Origin of the sequence: Wenzhouxiangella sp. XN24 (genome assembly GCF_011064545.1) — a bacterium.
GTDB lineage: Bacteria > Pseudomonadota > Gammaproteobacteria > Steroidobacterales > XN24 > XN24.
Genome location: NZ_JAAMFG010000036.1, coordinates 341,216 through 366,337 on the forward strand (window position 1 = coordinate 341,216; position 25,122 = coordinate 366,337).

Sequence of the window (25,122 nt, forward strand, 5' to 3'; positions counted from 1 at the left end):
GTTCCGCGGGGCCCGCCTCTGATACAGATAATTCTTATTTAGAACACTCTGTATTAGATAGGCGGCAAATATGCGCCTGGCATCGCCTGTCATGTTTGACGGAGATCAACTCGGGGCTACGGGATTTCCCCTATCGGCTCGCCGGCAGCCCGTCTCCGGCCGAGGCCGTTTCGCCGTCACCCCCGCGCCCCGTCAGTCGGCGGCCAAGGCGCCGGAGGTCCTCCAGCACCAGGTAGTTCAGTGGCACGAGGAGCAGGGTGATGAAGGTCGCGAACAGGATGCCGAATCCCAGCGACACGGCCATGGGAATGAGGAACTGGGCCTGCGTGGACTTCTCGAAGATCAGCGGGGTCAGGCCGGCGAACGTCGTCAGCGAGGTGAGCAGGACCGGCCGCAGGCGCGCGATCCCTGCCGTGCTGACCGCCTCCATCAGGGCCATGCCTTCCCGGCGCCGGCGGTTGATGTAATCCACGAGCACCAGGCTGTCGTTAACCACCACGCCCGTGAGCGCAAGCATGCCCATCAGGCTGAAGATGGTCAGGTTCATGCCCATGATCATGTGGCCGAGCATCGCGCCGGCGGCGCCGAACGGGATCACGCTCATCACGATCAACGGCTGCAGGTAGGAACGGAAGGGGATCGCCAGGAGCGCATAGATCGCGAACAGCACGAACAGCAGCCCGTACCCCAGGCTGCCGAACGATTCCCGCTGTTCCCGGGCCTCGCCTTCCAGGGAGAAACTCACTCCCGGGTAGGCGGGCACGGCGCCCGAGAGGAACTCCCTCAGGTCGCGCTTGATCGCCTCGATATCGGCCACTTCCTTGTTGACGTCCGCCACCACGTTGATCGTGCGGTTGCGGTCCACCCGCTGGATCTCGGCGAAGCCGCGACCGTATTCCGCTTCCGCCACCTCGCCGAACGGCACCTCTGCGCCGTCGGGCGTGCGGATCCGCATGGTGGCGAGGTTGTTCAGCGAACGGCGCTCGGCCTCCGGATAGCGCACGTAGACACGGACCTCTTCGCGCCCCCGCTGCACGCGCTGGGCCTCGAAACCGAAGAAGGCATGGCGCACCTGGCGCGCCAGGTCGTCGAGCGTGATGCCCAGGAGCTCGGCCTCCGGGCGCAGTTCCAGCTTGATCTCCTGCTTGCCCTCCTCGAAGCTGTCCGTGATGTCGAACACGCCTGGATAAGTCTCCAGGCGCTCCCGCACCTGCGCCGCCAGCGCCCGCAGGGCGGCGAAATCCTGGCCGGCGATCTCGACGTCGAGCGGTGACCCGCCGCCGCCGAACTCGGCGCGGAAGCTGACCTCTTTCGCGCCCACGATGGGGCCGATCGCCGCGCGCCATTCCCGCACCAGCTCGGCGCTGGTCACGTCGATGAGGCGCTCCTCGGGCGGCACGATCTCGAACAACACGCGGCCCAGGTCGGTACGCGGGTTGGACCCGCCGCCGGTCGAGCCGACGGAGGAGAGGATGCCTTTCACGACGCTCGCGCCGGACTCAGGCTCCCGGTATTGTTCACGCAGGTTCTCCGCCTCTGCGTTGATCCGCCGGATCGCATCCGCCGTGACCTCGAAAGGCGTGCCGGGCGGCATGATCACCGTCGCCGAAGCGGTCTCCGCCTGGATCCGCGGGAAGAACACGAAGCGCAGGTGCCCCCCGATCGCGATGCTGAAGAGGATGATCGCCACGGCGACGAACACCGTGCCGGCGAGATAGCGATTGCGCAACGAGGCACGCAACACCGGCGAGTACAGGGCCTGCGTGCCGCGTTCCAGGCCCCGCTGCACCCTGGCCTGGAGCCGGCTGAGAGCGTTCTCGCTCGTCGCGCCGCGCACCCGCACATGCTTGAGATGGGCGGGCAGGATGAGCTTGGATTCGACCAGCGAGAACAGCAGCACGGGAATGACGATCAGCGGGATCTGGGCGAACAGCTGTCCCCGCACGCCCTCGATCATGAGCAACGGCGAGAACGCCACGACCGTCGTCAGGATGCCGAAGGTCACCGGCACCGCGATTTCCTGGGTGCCCCGGATCGACGCTTCCAGGGGATCCTCCCCTTTCTGCAGGCGACTGAATATGTTCTCCCCGGTCACGATCGCGTCATCCACGACGATACCCAGCACCAGGATGAAGGCGAACAGGCTGATCAGGTTGATGGTGACGCCGAACACCGGCATCAGGGCAATACCGCCCATGAAAGCCACCGGAATGCCCACGACGACCCAGAACGCCACCGCCGGACGCAGGAACAATGTCAGCAGCACGAGAATCAGCAGGCCGCCCTGCAGGGCGCTCTTGGTCAGGGTGTTGAGGCGCGCCTGCACGACACGCGACTGGTCGCGCCAGTAGTCCAGCGTCACGCCGGGCGGCACCCAGTCCGGCGGCGAGGCGAGGTAATCGCGGACCTCCCGGGCCACGTCGAGCGCGCTCTGTTCACCCACCCGGTAGACATCGATGAACGCCGCCGAGCGGCCGTTGTAGCGAAATTCCAGCGGGTCTTCGCTGAAGCCGTCCCGGACCACGCCGAGGTCCTTCACCGTCAGCCGGGCGCCCCCGGCGCCGCGCACGACGATGTCCTCGAACTCGCTGCCGATGCGCGCCTGGCCCTGCGTCCTGATCAGCACCTCGCCCGCGGTGGTGCGGACGGAACCCGCCGCCAGGTCGAGCGAATTGCGCCGGATCGCCGTGGCGACCTGCTCCAGGGTGAGACCGTACTGGCGCAGCGTCTGCTCGGAGATCTCGATCGAGATCTCGTAAGGCCGCACGCCATCCAGCTCCACCTGGGTGATCTGCTCGAGATCGACAAGATCGTCGCGCACCCGCTCGGCCACGAGACGCAGCTCTTGTTCCGGCAGGTCGCCCGAGATGATCACCGTGATCACGTCCCGCCGGATTTCGGGCACGTAGACCACGGGGCGCTCGCTGTCCGCCGGGAACGTCGAGATCGCATCGACCCGCGCCTTGACGTCGTTCATCAGCTCGCGCGGGTCATGCCCGGAATCGACCTCGACGACCACGCGACCGGAATTCTCCACCGCGGTCGAGCGGAGGCGCTTGATGCCGTCGAGATCCTGGATGGCCTCCTCGATCTTGATGGTGATGCCTTCCTCGACTTCCGTCGGCGTGGCGCCGGGAAAGGGGACATTGACCACCACCGAGCGCAGCTCGAAGGCCGGAAAGACCTCCAGCGGAATCTTGGCCACCAGCGACCAGGCGCCCACCCCGAGGATGGTCGCCATCAGCAGGTTGGCCGCGACGTGGTTGCGAGCGAACCAGCCGATCAAACCCTTCACTGCGAACGACCCTCGGCCACCTGGTCGACATCCGGCCGACGGCGCGGCGCGGGCGGCACGCCGTCGATCGTCGCCGCGACCAGTGTCCCGCTGGCGGCCACCGCGAGCGGCGTGACGTTGATCACGTCGCCGGCCTCCAGTCCTCGCGTGACGATCGCGTACTCGCCATCGGTCCAGGCCACCGAGACGGGGCGCCGCTCCAGCCGGCTGTCCGCATCGACGATCAGCACGTCCCCGCTGTCACGCACCGCGCCACGGGGCAGGACGAATGCGTCCGCCAGGGTGCGGCCCTGGATCTCCACCTCGACGAACTGCCCGATCCGCAGCGGCGGCTGGCCGTCTGCAACGCGCTCGTAGGGATCGTCCACCTGCGCCACCACGAAGAGCTGGCGGGTACTGGTGTCGATCGCACCCTCGGCCCGGACGACGCGGCCGCTCCACTGCCACAGCTGCCGTCCGATGTCGGCTTTGACGACCACCTCGGGCCCGGCCGTGCCGCGCTGGGCCGTCTCGCCGCGAAAACGCTCCGGCAGATCGACGAATTCCAGCTGGCGGTCCGTCAGCGGGAGGCGGATCTCGACGTAATCGGTGGCGTACACGCGGGCAAGCAGGGTGCCGGTGGAGACGAACTGGCCGACGTCGACGTTTTTCTCCAGCACCTGGCCGTCATAGGGCGCGCGGATGCGGGTCCGCTCCAGGTCGAAACGCGCACGCTCAAGTTGGGACTCGGCCGACAACAGGGTGGCTCGCGCCGCCGCGATCTGCGGCTTGCGCAGGCCCAGTTCAGGCGCTTCCTTGCCCAGCATGCGCCAGTCGCCTTCCACGACCTTGGCCTGAGCGAGCTCCTGTTCCAGGGCCGATTGAGCCTGTGCGACCTGTGCCTCGGCGCTCGCGATGGCGAGTTCGTAGTCGCGGGGGTCCAGCGTCACGAGAATGTCGCCCGCCTCGAAGAACCCCCCTTCCCGGAACGTGGGTGAGATCGCGACGATCTGGCCCGACACCTGCGGGATCAGGGTGCTCTCCGTACGCGGCTCGACGGTACCCTCGCTGTGCACGACGACACGGTAATCCTGCGGCGCGACACGAATCGCGTCGATGGAGACGGGAACCTGCGGCGGCGTGAACTGGGGTGCGTCCGGCCGCTGGGAAACGATGTAGCGTCCCCCGGCGATGGCCAGCGCAAGCACCAGGAGGGGAAGGGTCCATTTGAGGAGCTTGTTGAACATATCTCGCTGCCGTGATCAGGGACGGAAAGAAAGTGGTCGAGCGTGTCATCGCGCCGGGCGACGATTCTAACTGCAATACGACCCGCGACTGCTATGCTGAGTTAAGGCAAGGAATCACGCGGAGGGTTCCATGGCCAGTTCGAGGATGGAACCTTGCTTGCAGGGATTCTGGGTCGGCCGCGCCAACTGCCGACTCTGCGCCCGGGCGACCCGCATGCCCTTCAAGCTGCTCGAGGAAAAAGAATTCGGCAGCGACCTGCTCGAAGTCGAAAGCTACGCCGTGCCACGTGATTTTCCGCTTGTCGCGGCCGGCGATTCAGCGGATGCCGTTCTTGCCATCCGCGAGGGATTCGTCAAGGTCTGGCAAAAGGATTCGGCCGGCGCGGTGAGGATCGTCCGCCTGTTGCGGGCCGGCGACATGCTCGGACTGGAAGGCCTGCTCGATGATCGCTATGACGGCAACGCGACGACATTGAGCGCGGTGAAACTCTGCCATATTCCACGCAGCGTGCTGTTTCGCCTGGAACACAAAGAAGCGGCGCTCTATCGGGAGATCGAACGGCGCTGGTACGACCAGCTCCGGCGCAGCGATCTGTTCCTGCTGACCGTCGCCCGCGGCCCGTCACGCCAGCGGGTCATCAGCCTGTTGCGCTACCTCGCTGCATTCGCCGCCCCGGCACCTTGCCCGCATGTGAGCCGGGGCGACATGGCCGCGATGCTCGACATCGCGAGCGAGACTGCAGCGCGCGTGGTGGCCGGCCTGAAGCAGGCCGGCCTGCTCGAGGAAACGCCGGAGCACCTGCTTTTTGATCCGGAAAAGCTCTCGGGCCCGATCAGTAAATTAATGTGACGCCCGTCACATTCTTTCCTGCTTCTCAGCCCACCGACTGACCGCCGTCAGTTTTCCGCCGCCCGTCTGACGGCGACGCCCTAGCCTCAGGTCATGCGAACCCGGCGGAAGGCCGGCAGGGCTGCCGGCCCCGGGGGAGCAACGGAGGGCGAATCATGAAACGCTCAATATTGTCGCTCGTCACGGCGGTCTCTGCCGTGCTCAGCATCCAGGCCGCCATGGCCCAGACATTTGATGGCGACGTCCTGGAATTCTCGCCGGCCGAGGGCCCCAGCGTGGTCTCGGACGGTGCATCCACCAACAAGGTCAAGATCCTGCGCACACCGGACGGCACGCTCTTCGCGATCTACGGTGACACCCAGGACGTCGGCATGATGGCCTGGAACGCCAAAGCCGGCGCAACGCAACTGCCCACTGACATCGTCATCAAGTATTCGATCGACGACGGCGTCACCTGGAGCGAGCCGCTGAACATCGACAACACAGCAGCGCTCTCCTCCGCCAGGGGCATCCTGGTGCAGGAAGGCCCGCCGATGCTCGATCCGCTGACGGGGACTCCAGACCTGGTGAACGACCCGAACGCCGTGGACTATCCAGGCGACTCGGACAAGCCGAACCATCGGAACATCGGCAACTACCTCTTCATATCTTTCAACAGCAAGTACTGCCCGGCGGATGAAACACGCTTCCCCGGCGAAACACAGCGCTTCGTCACCTACACGGAGCTCTTCGGGGTCACCGTGCCCTACAGCTGCCAGTACGCCTCTCGACTGGTGTGGAATCCCAGCACCAAGGCATTCAACACCTATGAAGCCTGGGGCGGGCTTCCTTACAAGACCGAGCGGCTGACCAGCGGCATGCGCGACGCCAAGCAGGACGCCAACCGCGGCAACAAGTTCGCGCATGTCGTCAACTGGCAGGAAGACCCGCTGGGCCTGAAACTCGGTGAAGCCGAGGGTCCGGGCAGCGGAGCCTCCGGCGCCAATGTCAACAATGGCACGGACATCTGGTACAGCTACCTCGACCTGCTCAACGCGGCCGGTACGGGCGTGGACCCGGCGAAGTTCGTCAATGGCTCCTACACCGCTCCGGTGCGCATCTCGCGCAACATCTTCGCCGCACAGTCGCTCGAGGGGCGCGACATCGAGACGCACCCGCCGGGTGACTATGACCGCGGTAACGTCGGCGCTTCCCGGCCCAACATCGGCCAGATCGACGACACCGTGGTCATCGCCTATGAGGAGACCAAGGGCACGCAGGGCTGGGAGGACGGCAAGTACGTCCGCTACCATGCCTTCCGTTTCGACACGCCTCCCGCAGGCGGCGAGCACGGCTGCATCATCAGCGACCCCTGGGAGAATGCCCGCCGGGTCCGTTTCCTGACGCAGTCCGCGTCCCAGGAAGTGCCGCTGCTGTTCATCTACAAGCAGGGCGACTTCACCCAGGGCGGCGCGTCCGACATCATGCTGCGCCGCGCGGTCGGCGGCTTCATGCCGGAAAACCTGCAGCCTGCGGTGGACGTCGAGAACTGCCGCGTCAGCATCATGGATGACCTCGACCCGCTGTACATGACCGTGAACGCCCCGGCCATGAACTTCAGCGGCACGCGCGCCATCGGCGGCGTCCCGGGCACCGGCCAGATGGGCGAGTCCATCGACACCGGCGCAAACATGCAGGAGAACGCGCTGGCGCATCGCGGAATGATGCGCGGTAGCGACATCCTGGTCGGCTTCAGCTACGTGCCCGACCTGGCACGGTTCCAGATCCTCGACACCGAGGCGCCGTACAACTTCATGGTACGTCGCTCGACTGACGGTGGAGCCACCTGGACGGACGCAGTCAATCTCACCCCGCTGGTGACGGCGGAATCCGGCTACACAGTGAAAGAGCCACGCATCGTGCCGACACCCGGCAGCGGGCCGAACTGTGCAACCGATCCCACCGACTGCCAGGACCCGAACGTGATCTACGTGGCATACGGCTTGCAGAGCAACGTCCTGGAGTACCAGGAAGCCGGCGACTTCGACATCTACATGGCGGTCACCTTTGACGGCGGGGCGAGCTTCTCGGCGCCGAAGGCCATCACGGGCGGCGACGCACTGTTCGGCGTCACCGACGAGTTCGAGGACTTCGAGACGCAGATCAAGCTGCGGCCCGATGGGCGGGCGAGCTATACGGTCTGGTCCGGTAACGACGGTACCGCCAAGCACGCCATGTTCCGCAGCGGCCTGGTCCGCGGCGATACGCGGGCGGTCGAGACCACCCTCAGCGGCAAGCAGTCGCAGTTGACGGTGATCCCGGACGAGCAGTCCGAAGCCTTGCTGGTCGACCCGATCTGGAAGTCCCCGAGCGACTACCCGGTGCAGCTGGAAGGCTACAACCTCCCGTACGGCGTGCTGGAGTTCACGGTCGAGCGCGTCGACCTTGGCGGGCAGATCGAAGTGACCTTGACCTTCCCCGACCCGCTGCCGGAAGGCACGAGCTACTGGAAGTTCGGCCCCACGCATGAAGACGGGACGGAGCACTGGTACAGCGTCCCGGCCACCATCGACGGCAACACGATCACCTACGTGCTGACCGATGGCGAGAACGGGGACGACGACCTGGTAGTGAACGGGATCATCGTCGATCCAGGCGCCCCGGCCGTCTACAACCCGCCGCCCGTCGTCACGCCCACGCCGGTATCGAGTTCCGGCGGTGGCGGCGCCTTTGGCGCAGGCAACCCGGTCGATCCCGCCCTGCTGGCACTCGCACTTCTCGGCTTGCTGCAAATCGCACGCCGGCGGAGGATGCTGCTGAGCTGAGTCCATCCCTCCGGGCTTGGTCTGCGGCAGTGAGGGGCGCCCCGCGGGGGGCGCCCCTTTTTCATGCTCATCCGTTCCAGCGGACGGCGCGAAAACATGGTTGAATAGTTTGCCCGACCGCCAGAGTCCCAGGCCCGCCCCTCATGCGCGACACGCTGCCACTCCTGCTGGACACCGACTTTCCCGCGATCCGCCGCGACCGGCTCGACACGCTGCAGATGAACCTGGGCTACCTGTGCAACCTGGCCTGCCTGCATTGCCATGTCGCGGCAGGGCCGACGCGCAAGGAACTCATGGATCGCGAGACCATGGAGATCGCGCTCGAGGTCATCGCCCGGCATGACATCGGCACGCTGGATCTGACCGGCGGCTCCCCGGAGATGAATCCCCATTTCCGCTGGCTGGTGGAGACCGCCACGAGCCGCGGCGTCCACGTCATGGATCGGCTCAACCCCACGATCATGCGCGAACCCGGCTACGAATGGGTCGGCAAATTCCTCGCCCGGCACGGTGTCGAAGCCATCGCTTCCCTGCCGTGCTACTCGAAAGAGAATGTCGATGCACAACGGGGCAACGGGGTGTTCGAGGCCTCCATCGCGGCGCTGCAGGAACTGAACCGGCTCGGCTACGGCGAGGCGGACAGTGGGCTGACTCTGAACCTCGTGTACAACCCCGTCGGGGCTTCGCTGCCGCCGCCGCAGGCGGCCCTCGAGGAAGACTACAAGCGCCTGTTGCATGAGGAGTTCGGCATCGTCTTCAACGCGCTGTTCACGATCACCAACATGCCGATCAAGCGCTTCGGCGCGGTGCTGCTCGCCAAGGGCCAGTACGACGGCTACATGGAGACGCTGCGCAACGCCTACCGCGCGGCCAACCTGAAGAACGTGATGTGCCGCAACCTGGTCAGCGTCGATTACCAGGGGTTTCTCTACGACTGCGACTTCAACCAGATGCTCGGCCTGCCGCTCGGCGGGAGCGAGCAGCGGCCGCATCTGCGGCAACTGCTGGAGTCGGGGGACGTGCCGCGCCGCATTGCCGTCGGCGGCCATTGCTACGGCTGCACGGCCGGGCAGGGCTCGAGCTGCGGCGGCGCCCTCGGCTGAGTCGATCGAGGCGGCGGCGAGGCGTCGAAACCGCCATGAGCGAAACCCGGGCCACGAAAAAGGGCTGCGATCCGGCAGACCGCAGCCCCCTGGTACACGCCCTGCGGCGTCGCGAACCTAGAAGTAGTACCCGATGTTGATGTTGAAGCGGGAACGCCACTTGCCGGCCGAACCGCCGTCGAGCCCGATGCCGTCGCCGCCCGCGAACCACATGTTGCGGCCCGCGATCCAGTCGAAGTAGGCGTACACGCCGCCGGCGGACACCGCGCAGCCCGTGACGTTCTGGACGGACTCTGCAGAGTTGTCCACCCGCGGGTCGATGTAGGTCAGGTTGTTGTAGCAGTTGAGCCCCGTGATCGGACCCCAGTCCACGGTGAAGGCCCGCGCCACGTTCGCCGTCCAGACCTCGCCCTTGGCGGCCATCAGGAAGGGGAAGCCGAAAGCGCCGTACTGCACGAAGTCGTCCGATACGCCGACAGGATTCTCCGGGTTGAACGCGTAGCTCATGCCCTGCAGCTGCAGGTTCCACGGGCCGTAATTGCCGTTCAGGTGGGCGGCCACGGCCCAACGATCGCCGTTGTCCTCGGTGGTCTGGTTGTAGATCTGGCCGGCCTGCAGGCTGAGGCCGAGCTCGGTCGTCCGGTCGGCTTCATGCGTGAGCAGCCGCGCGGCGCGGAAATTGACCTGGTTGGTCTCCGTGTTCTGCTGGTCGCCCCCGGTGACGAGATCGAAAGAGTAACGATCAGCGCGGCTGTCGTTGGCGTACTCCGGGTTCTTGAAGAAGGCGGTGTGGAACGTCCAGTCACCGGACTTGCGGACTACCTTGACGCCGGTGTCGTAGTCATCCTCGAAACCCATGTAATAGGCGCCGCTGAACCAGAAGCTGTGCGAGGCAAACGGCAGGATGCCGAAGGGCACCTGGGTAATGCCCAGCTCCACGTGCGTCTGCTCGCTGAACTCGTAGCCGACCCACGCGTGGTGGATCGCCTGGAAGTCGTTGTAGCGGCGCCACTCGGCATCCAGGATCACCTCGCCGATCGTACCGCGGGCGTTGATGCGGAACAGTTCCAGTTCGAAGTCCCCGCCCCGGTCCTTGTTCTGGTCGTCGTAGTCACGCCATGCGTAGTTCAGGCGTACGGCGCCGCCGAAATTGATGCCGTCCTCCTCTTCCGCCGTCGTCGTGACCGGCAGGCTGAGAAGGGTTGCGGCGAGGGCCGCAGCGTAGATTCGTCCGTGCTTCATATCTTGTTCCCCAAGCGCTTATTTGTGGTGAGGCCGCAACAGTTGTTAGGATGGCGGCTCAACCCCAACAGTCTAGACACTTCACAGCGGAGCGCAACCCGCTGATTTGCTTAGCTTTTCCTCAGGCCAGGCAACGGGCGGTTGACGCCTGCTGGAGGGCCGGGAGATCATCTTCCGGGCGCGATGAGCAGCCACCCCAACCCCCTTCCCACCCCGATGCTGGTGCTCTTCGGCCTGGTCAACCTGCCGTTGTCCATGCTGATGTCGCCCACCGCGGCGATCCTGCCCAATTTCTATCTCGAGTACAGCGCCGTGACGCTCGCCGGGCTGGCGACCGCGACCTTCATCGCGCGCAGCTTCGACGGCCTCACGGATCCGCTGATCGGCTATCTCTCGGACCGGACGGGCACCCGCAAACCGTGGATGATCCTGGGTGCCGTCGTGGTGGCGGCAAGCACCTGGTTCCTGTTCAACCCGGCCGCCGACGCCGGGCTGGGTCACCTGCTGACCTGGTACCTGCTGACCACCCTGGGGTGGACCCTCGTAGAGATTCCGCATACCGCGATGGCGGCGGAACTGTCTTCCGGCTACCACGAGCGATCCCGGATCGCGCTGTGGCGCCAGTTGCTCGGCTTCGCCGGCGGGATCCTGTTCATGGCGGCGCCGATGCTGCTCGTCGGGGGCACGACACGTTTCGGCCCGGAAGTGATGCGCGTCCTGGCCGTCTTCATCATGGCCGGGCTGCCGCTGTCCGTGGCGCTGATGTGCCTGACCGTGCCGGAACCAGTCCGCAGGGTCCGGGCGCGGCCCGTCCGCCCGGTCGATCTCTGGCACGCCCTGCGTGATACCCCGCCGCTGCGCTATTTTCTCGTCACCCAGGTCCTGTTCGGCCTGGCCACCGGCGCTGTCGCCAGCCTGTTCGTGATCTACGCGAGCCAGCACCTGGGCCTGCCGGACAAGGTGCCGCAGATTGCGCTGCCGATGACGCTGGCCATGGCGCTGGGCATGCCGCTGTGGCTGCAGGTCATGAAACACGTGGACAAGCACCGGGCGTGGGCGATCGCCGCGGGCGGGATGATCGCCACCCTGTTAATGGTCCCCTGGATCGCGCCCGGCCCCGGCGCGCTGCTGCCGATGATCGGCGTGATGACCAGCTTCGGTTTCTTTCTCGGGCTGTCCTCGATCGCTCTCCCGTCCCTGCTCGCCGATATCGTGGACTACGATATATGGCGTAACCGGCAAAACCGTGCGGCGATCCTGTTCTCGTTCCAGGCGCTCGTGACAAAACTCAACCAGGGACTGGGCGGCGCGATCGCATTGTCGATCCCGGCCCTGTTCGGCTTCTCCGGCCAGGCCGCGCCGTCAGCGCACGGGGTCCTCGGCCTCAAGCTTGCGTTTGTCGCCTGGCCCTGCGTGTTGCTGGCGCTGATGCTGGCGCTGGCGTGGCGCTACCCGCTGGATCGGCGCGCCCACGGCATCCTGGCCCGACGGATCGGTCGCCGGTCGCCGGGCCGGGCGCTCGGGACGGCTGATGCCGGGTCCGTCGAGACACCCTGAACACGGAGCAGACGAATGACGAAGATACTGGTGATCTACTACAGCATGTACGGCCACGTGGAAACCATGGCGGAGGCCATCGCTGCCGGGGCCCGCTCGGTCGACGGCACGGAGGTCGTGATCCGGCGAGTCCCCGAACTCATGCCCGAGGAAGTCGCCCGCGAAGCCGGCGCGAAGCTCGACCAGGCGGCGAAGATTGCGAAGGTCGATGAACTCGCGGACTACGACGCGATCATTTTCGGCACGCCGACGCGCTACGGGAACATGTGCAGCCAGATGCGGAATTTCCTGGACCAGACCGGCTCCCTGTGGGCCAAGGGCACGCTGGTCGGCAAGATCGGCAGCGTCTTCACTTCCACCGCCACACAGCACGGCGGCCAGGAAACCACCCTGACGTCGTTTCATACGACGCTTTTGCACCTGGGCATGGTCGTCGTCGGCGTGCCTTATGCGGCAAGCGAGCTCAGTGAAATGGACGAGATTTCCGGGGGGACGCCCTACGGCGCCAGCACGATGGCGGGCAGCGACGGCAGCCGGCAACCCTCGAAGAACGAACTGGCGATCGCCCGCTTCCAGGGCGAGCATGTGGCGAAACTGGCGCTGAAACTCGGCGGCTAGGGGCGGGGAGCGGCCGTCAGCCTGTTGATCAGCCCATTGACAAGGGCGAGGCGCTCAACAAATCAGGGCGAAGGCAGCGCGGTGAACTCGGTCACTGCGTGCACTTCGCCCTCGCTTGCTTGACGACTCAGGCGCGCTTGGCGTGCGCCTGGCGCCTGCGACGCCGGGATCGACGACCCAGACGGTCATCCTTGTCGGTCGGTGAAAGCCTTCCTCTGGCAGCGGTCTTGCGGGTTTCCATGGCAGCCTCCTTGGCTCTTTATGGACTTGAGCAGGAGTGATTCTAACGATGGAAGAGCCGTCCCGATGTGACGCGGTTCATATTCGCAGGCGGTTGTTTTTACGGGGTTTCCGAGACTTGCGGTGCAGCACGTCTGGCGCGGGCGAAGCCGCCCGCCCCGCGCCTCAGTCGGCGTCCGACGCCGGTGTCTCCCCGGGAGCCCATCCGCCGCCCATGGCGCGGTACAGTCCGACCATATTGGCGTACTGGGACTGCCGCGCCGCCACCTCGGCCAGCTCCGCCGAAAACAGTTCGTTGTCGGCGACCAGCACGTCGAGATAGCTGGCGGACCCGGCGTCGAAACGCATGCGCGCCAGGCTCGCATATTCACGCAGTGTCGCCACGCGGCGGGCCAGCGCGGCAGTATTGGCGTCCGTGGCCTCGACGCCGGCCAGCCCGTCGTTGACCTCGCGCAGCGCATTGAGCACCGCGGCCCGGTAACCCAGGAGCGCTTCCTCACGAGCGCCTTCGGCGACGGCCACCCGGCCGGCGACCGCCCCCCCGGTGAACAGGGGTCCAGCGACGTTCGCGCCCACGCTCCAGCTGCGCGCCGCGCTGTCCAGGAGATCCCCCAGCACGGTGCTGGCCTGGCCCAGGGCCCCGGTCAACGTGATGTCGGGAAAATAAGCCGCCCGCGCCGCGCCGATATCCGCGTTCGCAGCGACCAGGTTCTGTTCCGCCTGCAGCACGTCCGGACGCTGCTCGAGCAATGCGGCCGGCAACGCAGCCGGCACCTCCGGCAGGCCCAGGTCGGCCAGTGCGAGGCCCCTGGGAACGGGGCCCGGGGGACGACCCGTAAGGACCGACAGCAGGTTCTCCTGTGCCGCGATCTGCCCCTCCAGCAGGGGAATCGCCGCCGCGGCCAGCTGGTACTGCGATTCGACCTGGGCCACTTCCAGCCTCGAGATCACCCCTTCCCGGTGGCGCAGCTCGAACAACGACAAGGTCTGTTCGAAGTTGGCGGCCGTGGCGCGCGCGATCTCGAGCTGCCGGTCGAGCGCACGCAGCGCCAGGTAGCCGGCCGCCACGCCCGCGGTGACCGTAAGGAGCACGCCCCGCCGACCCTGCTCGCTCGCATAAACACGGGCCTGCGCCGCCTCGGATTCCCGCCGCAGCCGGCCGAACAGGTCCAGTTGCCAGCTGGCGCTGAGCGCCGCACGGTATTGCGTCGAGTAAGGATCGGCGCCGCCCGGGAGGAGCAACTCGCTGCTGCGCGCCCGATCCGCACCCACGCCGTAGCCGAGCTGCGGCATGAAACCCGCCCGGGTCGCCTGCAAGGCGCCGGCGAACTGAGCGACGCGGGCGGCTGCGATACGCGTGTCGAGGTTCTCCGCCAGCGCGGTCGCGATGAGCTCATCGAGCACCGGATCGCCTAGCTGTTCCCACCAGGCCGCGTTGGCCAGCGCCACGGCATTCTCCGGCGCCACGCGCCAGGTGTCGGGCAGGTCCATGGCGGGCCGCTCGTAGTCGGGCCCCACCGCACAGCCGGCGAGGCCGAGGCCCGCCAGCGACAGGAGCGTGCGCAACATCAAGGCGCGCATCTCAGCGCCCTTCCCGATCGGGCACGGCCGGGCCCGTCGGCGAAGTCACCGAACCCGCGGGCCCTGTCACGGCCGGTGCGCGCTTGCGACGCCCCTCCAGCAGCACGAAGAACAGCGGCACGAAGAACGAGGCGATGAGCGTGGAGGCGAGCATGCCGCCGATCACCCCGGTGCCGATCGCATGCAGGCTGTTGGCCCCCGGCCCCGTGGCGATCGCCATCGGCACGCAGCCGAGGATGAAAGCCAGCGAAGTCATCACGATGGGCCGCAGACGCATCCGCGCCGCTTCCGTGGCGGCTTCCTCGGCCGGCATGCCGGCGCGCATGTTCTCGACCGCGAACTCGGTGATCAGGATGGCATTTTTCGCCGACAGGCCGATCAGGGTGACCAGCCCCACCTGGAAATAGACGTCGTTCTCCAGCCCGCGTCCCCAGGTCATCAACAACGCGCCGAACAGGGCGAAAGGCACCGCCAGCAGCACGCCCAGCGGCAAGGTCCATTTTTCGTACTGCGCGGCGAGAATCAAAAAGACCATGATGATGCCGAACACGAAGGCGATCGCCGAGGTGCCGCCGGCCTTTTTCTCTTCGTAGGCCTGGCCCGACCAGGCATAGGCATAACCCTCGGGCAACACTTCGGCGGCCACGGCCTCCATCGCGTCGAGGGCCTGGCCCGAACTGAACCCGGGCGCCGCGCTGCCGTTGATCTTGGCCGCCGGGAAGCCGTTGAAGCGGCTCAGGAGCGTCGGGCCCGCGGCATAGCGATGCGTTGCGACGGCCGACAGCGGCAGGGTCGCTCCCGTGCCGGACACCAGGTAGATCTCGTCGAGATCGGCGGGGGCGTCCCGGTACCCGGGCTCCGCCTGGACGATCACCTGCCAGATGCGGCCGAACTGGGTGAATTGCGAAACGAACATCGAGCCGAAGTAAGCCTGCAGGGTCGCGTAGACATCCTGGACCGGAATCCCGAGCAGCTCTGCGCGTGCGCGATCGACGTCGAGGTACAGCTGCTGCTGGGCAGCCGAATAGGTGCTCGACACACCGGCCAGCTCCGGGCGCGCGGCCGCCGCCGCGATGAACTCGCGCGTCGTCCGCTCGAGCTGTGCCGGGTCGCCGCCGCTGCGATCCTGCAGGAAGAACTCGAACCCCCCGGTCACCCCGAGGCCGGGAATGGCCGGGGGATTGAGGGGAAACACCAGGCCGGGCTTGATGGCGGCAAATCGCTTCTGCATCTCGGCGACGACCGCAAACGATGACTCGCCCGGCCCGTCACGCTCCTCGAAGGGCTTCAACGCGACGAACAACGCGCCGGCATTGGCGCGGGTCTGGCCATCGAACAGGCTGAAGCCATCGATCTGGGCCGCATCCTCGATCGCCTCGTGATCGAGCAGCATCTGTGCAGCCCGGTCGGTGACATTCGTCGTCCGCTCGAGACTCGCGGCGTCCGGCAGCATGGCGGCGGCAAAAATATAGCCCTGGTCCTCGTCGGGCACGAAGCTCCCGGGGAGGATGCTGAACAGGCCGTAACAGGCGAGGAGCACTGCACCGAACAGGCCGACGCCGATGGATTTGTGTCGCAGCAACCAGCGCACGCCCGCGACATAGCTATCCGTGACGCGGCCGAAGCCCCGCTCGAACCACAGGAAAAAGCCCTTCTTCTCGGCGTGTCCGGGCTTGAGAATCAGCGCGGACAGGGCCGGCGAGAGCGTCAGCGCGACGATGCCCGACACCACCATCGCGATGGCGATGGTGATCGCGAACTGCTTGTACAGGGTGCCGGTCATGCCGCCCAGGAAGGCCACGGGCAGGAACACCGCCGCGAGGACCAGCACGATGGAAATCAGCGCGCCTGTCAGCTCCTGCATCGCCTCTTTCGCGGCCTCGCGCGGCGACATGCCCTTGGTGGCCATCTTGTGCTCCACCGCCTCGACCACGATGATCGCGTCGTCGACCACCAGGCCGATCGCGAGGATCATGCCGAACAGCGTCAGCATGTTGGTGGAGAAGCCGAGCGCGTAGATGCCGATGTAGGCGCCGATGATGGCGATCGGCACGGCCAGCGTGGGGATGATGGTCGCGCGCAGGCTCTGCAGGAACAGGAATACCACCAGCACCACGAGCACGACCGCTTCGAAGAAGGTGTGGATCACTTTCTCGATCGAGGCGGCGGTGAACTCGCTGGTGTCCATCACGACCTTGTACTGCAGCTTGTCGGGGAAGCCCGGGCGCAGTTCCTCGAGCAGGGCCCGCACCCGCGAAGAGGTCTCGATGGCGTTGGCCCCCGGCTGCTGGAACACCACCAGCGCCGCCGCGGTCTTGCCGTTCACCTTGCTCCTGACGAGATAGCTCTGGGCGCCCAGCTCGGCACGGGCCACGTCGCGCAGGCGCACGATGGCCGTCTCGCCGGATCCGTCTTCGCCCGTGCGGACGATGATGTCCTCGAACTCTGCCGCCGTGGCGAGCATGCCCTGGCTGGTGATCGGGAAGCTCTGCTGCGTCCCTGGCGGGGCGGGCGTCTGGCCGATCTGGCCGACGCCGAAGGCCTGGTTCTGCCCGCGGATCGCGTTCGCCACTTCGCTGGTGGTGATGCCGAGCTGCGCCATCCGGTCCGGCTTGAGCCAGACCCGCATGGCCACGTCGGGCGGCGGGAACATGCCCGATAGGTTCGCTCCCGGGACGCGCTTCACCGCATCCAGCACGTAGAGGTTGACGTAGTTCTGCAGGAAGATCGGGTCGAGCGAGTCGTCCTCGGCATAGAAGCCGATGAGCATCATGAAGGTGGACGATTTCTTTTCGACATTGACGCCCTGGCGCGTCACCACCTCGGGCAGCCGGGCCAGCGCCTGGCTGACGCGATTCTGCGTGTTGACCTGCGCGATGTCCGGGTCGGTGCCGGGCTCGAACGTCACGGTCAGGGTCATGGCGCCGGTCGATGAGCTCGAGGACGTCATGTAGATCATGCCCTCGACGCCGTTGACCTGCTGCTCGATCGGCGCTGCCACCGTATTGGCGATGACCTCTGCGGTGGCGCCGGGATAGGCCGCGGAGATGGTCACCGTCGGCGGCGCGATTTCCGGATACTGCGCGACGGGCGTGGCGCGCATCGCGGCGAGCCCGGCGAGCAGGATCACGATCGAGATCACCGATGCGAACACCGGTCGGTCGATGAAGAACCCCGGGCTCATGAGGCGCTTACCGGGAGCCGGTCTGCGGCGCGGACGGGCCGACGGGCACCGGTTTCACCGGCGCGCCGGGCGCGAGACGCTGCACGCCGTCGACGATGATGACCTCGTCGCCCTGCAGGCCCTGCTCGATGATCCAGTCGTCGCCCAACCAGTCGCCTGCCACGACCGGGCGCGGTTCGGCCACCCCTTGCGCGTTCACCAGCCACACGATGTGCCCGTCCGGCGACTTGATGACCGCCCGTTGCGGCACGACGACGGCGTCCGGTCGCGTCGCTCCCTTGAGAATTGCCGTGACGAACATGCCGGGACGCAGCACGAGGTCCGGGTTCGGCACGGCCGCCCGCACGGTGAAGGTGCCGGTGCGCCGATCGTAGGACGGGTCGGCGAAGTCCAGCTCGCCGGTGTGCGGGAATACACGCCCGTCGCTCAGCACGATCTCCACCACGTAACGGTCTTCCGGCGGCGCCACATAGCGTCCGGCGCGGATGCGCTCGTCACGCCGCGTGGCCTCGTTCTGCGACACGCTGAAATTCACCCAGATCGGATCCACCTGGGCCACGTAGGCCAGGTTGGCCGACTGCGCCTGCGCGTTGAGGAATGCGCCCTCGCGCTGCACCGCTTCGCCGGCCATGCCGGTGACCGGCGAGCGGATGGTGGCATAGCCGAGGTTGAGTTCGGCGCGCTTGATGCTGGCGCGTGCCGAGAACACCGCGGCTTCCGCTCCCTTGTAGTCGCCGATGGCACGATCGAGGTCGCTCTGGCTCAGGGCGTCGGCGGCGGCCAGCGGCTTGGTGCGGTCGAGGTTGGCTTTGGCCGTGGCGAGCCGGGCCATGGAGGCCTGGAGCTCACCCTGTGCGATCTCGAGATCGGCCTCGAAGGGCTTCTTGTCCATCTCGAACAGGACCTCCCCCTCGCGCACCATGCGGCCTTCGCGATAGACGATGCGCTCGAGAAAGCCCGACACACGGGCCACGACTTCGACCTGGCGGGAACTCTCGGTCTGCGCCACCCGGGACGTGAGGACGTCGATGGTGCGCGGCTGCAATTGCTGCACGGCGACTTCGACGGGGGGGCGCACCGGCGGGGGTGCTTCCTGTCCGCAGCCTGCGAGCAGCGCTAACGTTAAGCTCGATACGACAGCCTTGATGCACGGCTGTCTCAGAGCCACGTGCGCCATTACTCCTGGCATTGTTGCGCTTCCCTGGCGATGGAACGGATGAATCGCCTGGGGCGCGAGTATATTCGGCGACCGGCAGGCTGGCCATAGCAGGACCGGTGCGCAGCCGCCCAACTTGGGGGTTCGACTTTTCTACCGCGTGCGGCGGACTCAGTTCCGCAGGGCCTTCATCGCGACTTTCGCGATCGCCGACAGGTTGAAGCTCAACACGTGGCGGTGCCAGAACAGCTCCTGCTTGTCGCAAACCGTATTCTGGCTGAAGCGCGAAATCTCGCCGCGCAACCGCGCGACGTCCTCGTCCGGCAGGCCACCGTCGAGGCTCGCCTTGAGCCGGGCCCGCAGGCGGCGCGCCTCGGCGATCCCGTCCGCCACCACCTTCGCCTGTTTCGCCGTGATCCGGCCGTATTTCAGCTTCAAGGCATTGAGCCGCTCGGCGGAGTCGTAGGTCGCGTCGACCAGTTGCTCGCGGGTCATCCAGTCGCTCTCGTAGTTGAGGATATGTTCCCAACTCGGCTGGGTCAGCAGCTGGCGGTGTTCCTCGACGGTATGCGCGAACTTGCGGAAGCCGAACTTCTCCGGGTCCTCGAAGATCTGGCTGCCGGGATCGAGGAAGGGGCCCATCGGCGAGATGAAGCACTGCAGGCGCTTGTCGCCCCACTTGAACAGCGACTCGCAATAATCGATCGTCTCCATGACGGACTCGTAGGTCTGAAAAGGCAGGCCGATCATGTAGAACACGTCGATGCGGTTGCAGTTGAGCTTCAGGGCCTCCCGCAGCATGTTCTCCATCTCCTCGTTCTCGTAGCCCGCCTGGCCTTCCATTGCATGGCGCACCTTCTTGTCGTGGCTTTCCGGACTGACCTCGAAACTCCAGTTGCGCACCCGGGCGTCCACATAGCGCAGGAAATCGATCGGCGGGACGTCGAAGAACTCGAAGCAGATCTCGTTGTCCACGCCGGCCGCTTCGATTTCATCGATCACCTGCTTCGCATATTTCTTTCCGCCCTGCAGCAGGTCGCCCGGGATCACGATGGCGCCGCGCGACATGCGGCCGATCGCAACCAGGTTGGACACGAGGTTCGACGGGCTGCGGAACACCGGCTTGCGGCGCATCGTCATCTTCACGCAGGTCGAAGCCGAGCTCCCGCAGGTGACACACTCGAAAGCGCAGCCCTTCAGCGGCAAGACCATCGTGATCGGATTGCGCAGCCAGCCGTTGAAAGGCAAGACACCCGTCACGTCCCGGTGACGAATCGCCATTTCCACGAGCAGCTCGGGATGAACGTCGATGTAATCCAGGCTCTTGGGGACGAAGGTCAGCGGGTTGACGCGCACCTCGCCGTTCTTGCGCCACGTCAGGTTGGGCACCTGGTGGAAGTCACCGCCATTCTCCAGCATGCCGAGCAGCGTATGCAGCGGCGGTTCCGTGCTGTCGCCGCGCAGCACGAAATCGATCTCCGGATAGTCGCGCAGCAGCTCGTCGTGGAAGTAGGTCGAGGACAGGCCGCCGAACAGCACGGGCACGTCCGGGTGAACCTTCTTCGCCAGCCGGGCGATCTCGATCGCGCCATGGCAGTGCGGCATCCAGTGCAGGTCGATGCCGATCGCTTTCGGTTTCAAACCGGCAAGAAACTTCTCCACGTCGAAGCGGGCATCGGTCAGCATGCGCAGCGCGATGTTGACGATCCGCACCTCCAGGCCGCGTTCCTTCAGGTAGCCCGCCATGGTGAGGAAGCCGATCGGGTACAGCTCGAACATCACCGAGGACGGCACCATGTCGCTGACCGGACCGTACAGGATCGACTTTTCGCGAAAGTCGTAGACGCTCGGCGGGTGCAACAGCAGCAGGTCGATCGTCCGGGCGCTCATGCAGACGCTTCCTTGGTCGAATATCGGGTCAACGTTCCGATGCAGTCTGCCGGATGGAACAATGTTGCACCATGCCGGAAACTCCCATCACGTGAACTACGTGCCGTACCTTTCGACCCGCGTGCCGTCCTCGAGTTCGTCCGGGGGGTGCAAAACGACCTCGTCGCCGGCCGCCAGCCCTTCCAGGATCTCGGTTCGCAAGCCGCTGTCCGCACCGCGATCGACGGCCCGCAGGCGCGCACGACCTTCCTCGACCACGAACACGGCCCAACCGTCATCGCGACGGAACAACGCGCTCGCCGGCACGACCAACACGGACTCGCGCTCCCAGACGATGAACCTGGCCTCGACGCGATAGCCGTCGCCGAGTCTTTGCCAGGCCTCGGGTGGCGAGTCGATGTCGGCCACCACCAGGACTCGCTGTTCCTCGACGCCCAGTGCACTGACCTTGGTGAAACCCGTCGGTTCGACGGTACGGACCCTGCCCTCGAGATCCCGTTCCCCGCCCCAGCGCTCGAACACCACCCGTCCGCCCGGCGGAATCTGCACGGCATCGCGCGACAAGACCTCGACCACCACCTCCAACCGGCGCGGATCGCCCATTTCCACGAGCGGCTGGCCGGCTGCCACGACGCCCGCGCTCTCCTGGATCAGCCTGAGTACCCGACCCGCCACCGGCGCATCGACGATCACGGTCTCGGGCGCTTCGCCCTCGCTGGCCGCCGCGGAGTGACGCAGCCTCGCGAGCGCGCCTTCGAGCTCATGTCGCGCAACCGCCTGCGCGGCCGTGGCCGCCGCGACAGCTGCATCCGCGGCCTGCATCCGGCTGCGCGCCTGGTCGAATTCGGAGCGGGAAATCAGCCCGTCGGCCAGCATCTCCTCGCGGCGCCGGAACTCGTCTGCGGCGAGCCGCGCATCGGCTTCGGCCTGGCGCAGCGTGGCCCCCGCCTGGTCGATCGCTGCACGCGCGGCCGCCACGCGCGCCTCGGCCTCGGCGCGCGAGCGCGGATCCAGCACGGCCGGCCGCAACGGCTCCAGCAGCGCGACGACCTCGCCGGCCTCGACGGCATCGCCGACCTCGAGCTCGATGCGCCTGAGATAGCCATCCACGGGCGCATGCAGCAGGTAGCGGTCCTTGACCCGCGTGCGGCCCTCCTCCTCGACCGTCACCTGCAACGCACTCTGCCGCGCCGCCTCGGTCTCCACCATCACGGGCCGCGGCCAGAATCCCCAGGCGAGCGCCAGCACCACGAGGCCCAGCGCGGCCGACAGTCCGGTAAAACGTCGTACAGGCAAGTTCTACTCCCGGGTCTTCAGGACTTCGACAAGATCCAGAGCAGCCAGTTTCCGTGCGATCAGCAGGCCGCTCAGGACAAAAGATACCAGCACGATCGCCGCCGCCAGTGCGTAGGTCGACGGCTCGATGATCAGGGGAATACGGTACAGGTCCGAAGAGAACGAGAGCGCCAGGTAACCCGACAGGGCGGCGCCGAACACGAATCCCAGCGGGATCGACAACAGCGTCAACAGGCCGATTTCACCCAGCAGGATGTAGGCGACCTCGCCCCGCGTGAAGCCGAGCACCCGCAGCGATGCGAGTTCCCGGCCGCGCTCGGAAAGCGCGATGCGCGCGGAATTGTAAACCACGCCGAAGGCAATGAAGCCGCCCAGGAGCGCCGTGATGAAGCTGAAGTACAGGATCGTCTCTTCCATCATCTCGTTGAACTGCTCGATCGACGTGTCGCGGATCACGGTGCCGGCCACGCGCGGCATTTCTCCGAGGCGGTCATAGATGCCCTGCTCCAGGGCGGCGTCCACCGCCAGCCGTGCACCCGAGATCGCCGGGCCCTCGCGCATCAGGTCGTTGAGCGCCTCGCGGCTCATGTAGGCATTGACCCCCAGGTACTCGCGGGTCGTGCTGACCACGGTGGCATGCAGCACGGGGCGCGCGCCTTCCAGCACCTCGATGACGAGCGTATCGCCGGGTGCGATGTGCAGGATCTCCTCGGCGAGGTACTCGGTCAGCACGACGCCGACGGGTGGGATGGGGACGGGTTGCAGCGACGTATCCAGTACGCGATGCAATTCGCCACCCGGCTCGATCCCGTCGACGGACGTCCGGTAGCTCCTGTGGCCGTGGACCAGGCGCGCGGCGACGGAGCGAAACCCCTCGGCATGACTGACTCCCGGCAGGCTTTCGAGAGAATAGAGCGCGCGACGGGAGGTCGGCTCCGTGAAGATCACGGTGAGATCCTCGCGGCTGCTGAGGCCGTACTGCACGCCCACCATCCAGCTGATGGCGTCGCGCTGGAAATTCGTCATCATCAGGATGCCGCCCGCCGCGGCGATCCCAAGCACGGTCAATCCCGCCTTCAACGGCTTGCGTGCAATGTGCCGGACGATCATCCGCGAGGGCTCGGCAAGACGCTGTTGCAGGCCGAGCCTCTCGAGAATGGTGGCCCGGTAGACCGGCGGCGGCTCCGGCCGCATCCCTTCGGCCGGCGGCAGGGCCGCGGCGCGACGCACGGCGAAGGCGGTGCCGGCGAGTCCAGCCACCAGGGTCACGCCCACCGCCTGCAGCAGGACCGCCGGATCGATCCGGAAATGCAGATAGGGGAAACTGTAGAACACCTGGTAGATCCCGCCGAGCCCCCTCGCGAACCACAGTCCCACGGCGATTCCCGCCAGCAGGCCCAGGACGATGACCACCAGCACCAGCTTCGTGTAATGCCAGCCCACCTGGCGCGTCGAATAACCGAAGGCCTTGAGCGTCCCGATCTGCTCGCGCTCGGTCGCCACCAGGCGGCCGATCACCACGTTCAGCAGGAAGGCCGCGACCCCGAGAAAAATGACCGGGAATATCGTCGCCATGGTCTGCAATCCGCGGAGCTCCTCCGTGATGAAACGATGGCTGAACTGGTCCTCCCGCTCATAGGCCCCGAGCCCGCCGTAGCGCTCGAGGACATTGTCGACCCGATCGATCAGCCCGCGCGCCGAGGCGCCGCGCTGCAAAGTGAAACTCACGTCGTTGAAAGCGCCATCCATGTCGTAGGCGGTGGCCAGCGCCTTGCGATTCATCCACAGGATGCCGTAGCGCTCGTAGTCGGGAAAAATCGCGCCGGGCGGGATGGCGTACATGTACTCCGGGGACAGCGCGACGCCGACGATATCGAGCTGCTTGCGGCGTCCCTTGATGATCGCGACGATCCGGTCCCCGGGACCCAGCTCATGCGCCTCGGCGAAATCCTCGCTGATCGCGACCTCCTCCTCGGCGCGGGGCGCCGGGAGACGCCCCTGCCGCAGGTAGGGCACGTTGAGCCTGGGCTCGCCGGACTCGGGCAGCGACACGATCTTGCCCGTCACGGGATCGTCGAAACCCGTCACCTCCAGGTTGACGGGCGCCACGACACGCGTCTCCATGCGATTGACACCCGGCAGCTCCACCAGCTGCCCGGCCACCGATTCCGGGGCCCGCACCAGGCTCGCGAAGACCTCCGCGAAGCGCTGGTCGGCGTAGTAACGCGCCTGCGTGAACGTCAGCGATTCGAAGGTGACCCGCGCCATCACGAAGGTCGAGACCCCGCCCACCAGCACCAGCGAGATGGCCAGCGCCATGCCCCGCATGTGCCAGACATCGCGCAACAGCTTGCGATCCAGGGCGCGCATCACCAGTGCAACTCCGCCGGCGCCTTGCGCGAATCGTTGCGCTCGGCCCCCGAGATCTCGCCATCCGCCATGCGGATGACCCGGTCCGCCATCTCCGCGATGACCATGTTGTGGGTGATCACGACGGTGGTCGTGCCGAGTTCGCGGTTGGCCCGTTCCAGCGCCTCGAGGACCACGATACCGGTCGCGGAATCGAGGGCTCCCGTGGGCTCGTCACACAACAGCACCGCCGGGTTTTTCGCGATCGCGCGCGCGATCGCGACGCGCTGCTGCTCGCCGCCGGAGAGCTGGGCCGGAAAATGGTTCAGCCGCTTGCCCATGCCGACGATGTCGAGCGCCTTCTCCGGCGCCATCGGCTGGCGCGCGATCTCCGTCACGGCCGCCACGTTCTCGCGCGCGGTGAGGCTGGGAATCAGGTTGTAGAACTGGAACACGAAGCCGACATGATCACGGCGAAATGCCGTCAGTTCGCGCTCATTGGCCGAAGTCAGGTTCTTGCTGTCGTAATAGACCTCGCCGGACGTGGCGGTATCGAGTCCGCCGAGGATGTTCAACAGCGTGGACTTGCCGCTGCCCGACGGACCGAGCAGGACGACGAACTCGCCGCGGTAAAGCTCGAGATCGACGCTGCGCAGCGCCACGACCTCGACCTCCCCCATCCGGTAGACCTTGGACAGGCCGCGTGCGCGAAACACCACGTCGTTGCTCAT

The 25,122-nt window shown here is 66.4% G+C and carries 15 protein-coding genes; 5 read left to right on the top strand and 10 right to left on the bottom strand.

The window, feature by feature from the left end:
- Positions 1–130 precede the first annotated feature (130 nt).
- Entirely contained in the window at positions 131–3,295 is a 3,165-nt protein-coding gene (locus G6032_RS13675; RefSeq protein ID WP_206211989.1) for an efflux RND transporter permease subunit, read from the bottom strand.
- Positions 3,292–4,521: an efflux RND transporter periplasmic adaptor subunit gene (locus G6032_RS13680; protein ID WP_165282705.1), complete on the bottom strand. Its 1,230-nt coding sequence runs from the start codon at positions 4,519–4,521 to the stop codon at positions 3,292–3,294. The genes G6032_RS13675 and G6032_RS13680 overlap by 4 nt, the downstream gene beginning before the upstream one ends.
- 157 nt (positions 4,522–4,678) lie before the next feature.
- On the opposite strand from G6032_RS13680, the gene G6032_RS13685 reads away from it, so the two are divergent.
- The 3 genes from G6032_RS13685 (at position 4,679) to arsS (ending at position 9,278) form a co-directional block, all read left to right on the top strand.
- Positions 4,679–5,371, top strand: a complete 693-nt coding sequence (locus G6032_RS13685) for a Crp/Fnr family transcriptional regulator (RefSeq protein ID WP_165282706.1) — start codon at positions 4,679–4,681, stop codon at positions 5,369–5,371.
- A 155-nt stretch (positions 5,372–5,526) separates the two neighbouring features.
- Positions 5,527–8,175 carry a sialidase family protein gene (locus tag G6032_RS13690; RefSeq protein WP_165282707.1) on the top strand — a complete coding sequence of 883 codons (2,649 nt, stop codon included), beginning with the start codon at positions 5,527–5,529 and terminating at the stop codon, positions 8,173–8,175.
- A gap of 143 nt (positions 8,176–8,318) precedes the next feature.
- Positions 8,319–9,278 (top strand): arsenosugar biosynthesis radical SAM (seleno)protein ArsS, encoded by a 960-nt coding sequence (gene arsS / locus G6032_RS13695; protein WP_165282708.1) that lies wholly within the window; start codon positions 8,319–8,321, stop codon positions 9,276–9,278.
- Between the two features lie 117 nt (positions 9,279–9,395).
- Here arsS and G6032_RS13700 read toward each other — a convergent pair whose 3' ends face one another.
- Positions 9,396–10,520, bottom strand: coding sequence for a porin (locus G6032_RS13700; protein WP_165282709.1), 1,125 nt, complete (start codon positions 10,518–10,520; stop codon positions 9,396–9,398).
- 183 nt (positions 10,521–10,703) lie between these two features.
- On the opposite strand from G6032_RS13700, the gene G6032_RS13705 reads away from it, so the two are divergent.
- A complete protein-coding gene (locus tag G6032_RS13705) occupies positions 10,704–12,077 on the top strand; it encodes an MFS transporter (RefSeq protein WP_165282710.1) in 1,374 nt (457 codons plus the stop codon).
- Positions 12,078–12,092: 15 nt separating this feature from the next.
- Positions 12,093–12,695 carry an NAD(P)H:quinone oxidoreductase gene (wrbA, locus tag G6032_RS13710; protein WP_165282711.1) on the top strand — a complete coding sequence of 201 codons (603 nt, stop codon included), beginning with the start codon at positions 12,093–12,095 and terminating at the stop codon, positions 12,693–12,695.
- A gap of 405 nt (positions 12,696–13,100) precedes the next feature.
- On the opposite strand, the gene G6032_RS13715 is transcribed toward wrbA, so the two are convergent.
- The 7 genes from G6032_RS13715 to G6032_RS13745 all read right to left on the bottom strand — a co-directional run bounded on the left by G6032_RS13715 (position 13,101) and on the right by G6032_RS13745 (position 25,122).
- Positions 13,101–14,516, bottom strand: a complete 1,416-nt coding sequence (locus G6032_RS13715) for an efflux transporter outer membrane subunit (protein WP_165282712.1) — start codon at positions 14,514–14,516, stop codon at positions 13,101–13,103.
- 1 nt (position 14,517) lies between these two features.
- Positions 14,518–17,700, bottom strand: coding sequence for a multidrug efflux RND transporter permease subunit (locus G6032_RS13720; RefSeq protein ID WP_165282713.1), 3,183 nt, complete (start codon positions 17,698–17,700; stop codon positions 14,518–14,520).
- 7 nt (positions 17,701–17,707) lie between these two features.
- Positions 17,708–18,778 (bottom strand): efflux RND transporter periplasmic adaptor subunit, encoded by a 1,071-nt coding sequence (locus tag G6032_RS13725; protein ID WP_165282714.1) that lies wholly within the window; start codon positions 18,776–18,778, stop codon positions 17,708–17,710.
- Positions 18,779–19,027: 249 nt separating this feature from the next.
- Positions 19,028–20,746, bottom strand: a complete 1,719-nt coding sequence (locus G6032_RS13730) for a TIGR04190 family B12-binding domain/radical SAM domain protein (RefSeq protein WP_165282715.1) — start codon at positions 20,744–20,746, stop codon at positions 19,028–19,030.
- 96 nt (positions 20,747–20,842) lie between these two features.
- Entirely contained in the window at positions 20,843–22,042 is a 1,200-nt protein-coding gene (locus tag G6032_RS13735) for an efflux RND transporter periplasmic adaptor subunit (RefSeq protein WP_240902294.1), read from the bottom strand.
- Positions 22,043–22,045: 3 nt separating this feature from the next.
- Complete coding sequence (locus G6032_RS13740; protein ID WP_165282877.1) at positions 22,046–24,412, bottom strand: FtsX-like permease family protein; 2,367 nt, start codon at positions 24,410–24,412, stop codon at positions 22,046–22,048.
- A complete protein-coding gene (locus G6032_RS13745) occupies positions 24,412–25,122 on the bottom strand; it encodes an ABC transporter ATP-binding protein (protein WP_165282716.1) in 711 nt (236 codons plus the stop codon). The genes G6032_RS13740 and G6032_RS13745 overlap by 1 nt, the downstream gene beginning before the upstream one ends.

Bases quoted from the DNA above. Each gene is read 5' to 3' on its own strand.
- G6032_RS13680 (WP_165282705.1), bottom strand. From the start codon at position 4,521: ATGTTCAACAAGCTCCTCAAATGGACCCTTCCCCTCCTGGTGCTTGCG.
- G6032_RS13690 (WP_165282707.1), top strand. From the start codon at position 5,527: ATGAAACGCTCAATATTGTCGCTCGTCACGGCGGTCTCTGCCGTGCTC.
- arsS (WP_165282708.1), top strand. From the start codon at position 8,319: ATGCGCGACACGCTGCCACTCCTGCTGGACACCGACTTTCCCGCGATC.
- G6032_RS13700 (WP_165282709.1), bottom strand. From the start codon at position 10,520: ATGAAGCACGGACGAATCTACGCTGCGGCCCTCGCCGCAACCCTTCTC.
- G6032_RS13705 (WP_165282710.1), top strand. From the start codon at position 10,704: ATGAGCAGCCACCCCAACCCCCTTCCCACCCCGATGCTGGTGCTCTTC.
- wrbA (WP_165282711.1), top strand. From the start codon at position 12,093: ATGACGAAGATACTGGTGATCTACTACAGCATGTACGGCCACGTGGAA.
- G6032_RS13715 (WP_165282712.1), bottom strand. From the start codon at position 14,516: ATGCGCGCCTTGATGTTGCGCACGCTCCTGTCGCTGGCGGGCCTCGGC.
- G6032_RS13720 (WP_165282713.1), bottom strand. From the start codon at position 17,700: ATGAGCCCGGGGTTCTTCATCGACCGACCGGTGTTCGCATCGGTGATC.
- G6032_RS13730 (WP_165282715.1), bottom strand. From the start codon at position 20,746: ATGAGCGCCCGGACGATCGACCTGCTGCTGTTGCACCCGCCGAGCGTC.
- G6032_RS13740 (WP_165282877.1), bottom strand. From the start codon at position 24,412: ATGCGCGCCCTGGATCGCAAGCTGTTGCGCGATGTCTGGCACATGCGG.
- G6032_RS13745 (WP_165282716.1), bottom strand. From the start codon at position 25,122: ATGAGCAACGACGTGGTGTTTCGCGCACGCGGCCTGTCCAAGGTCTAC.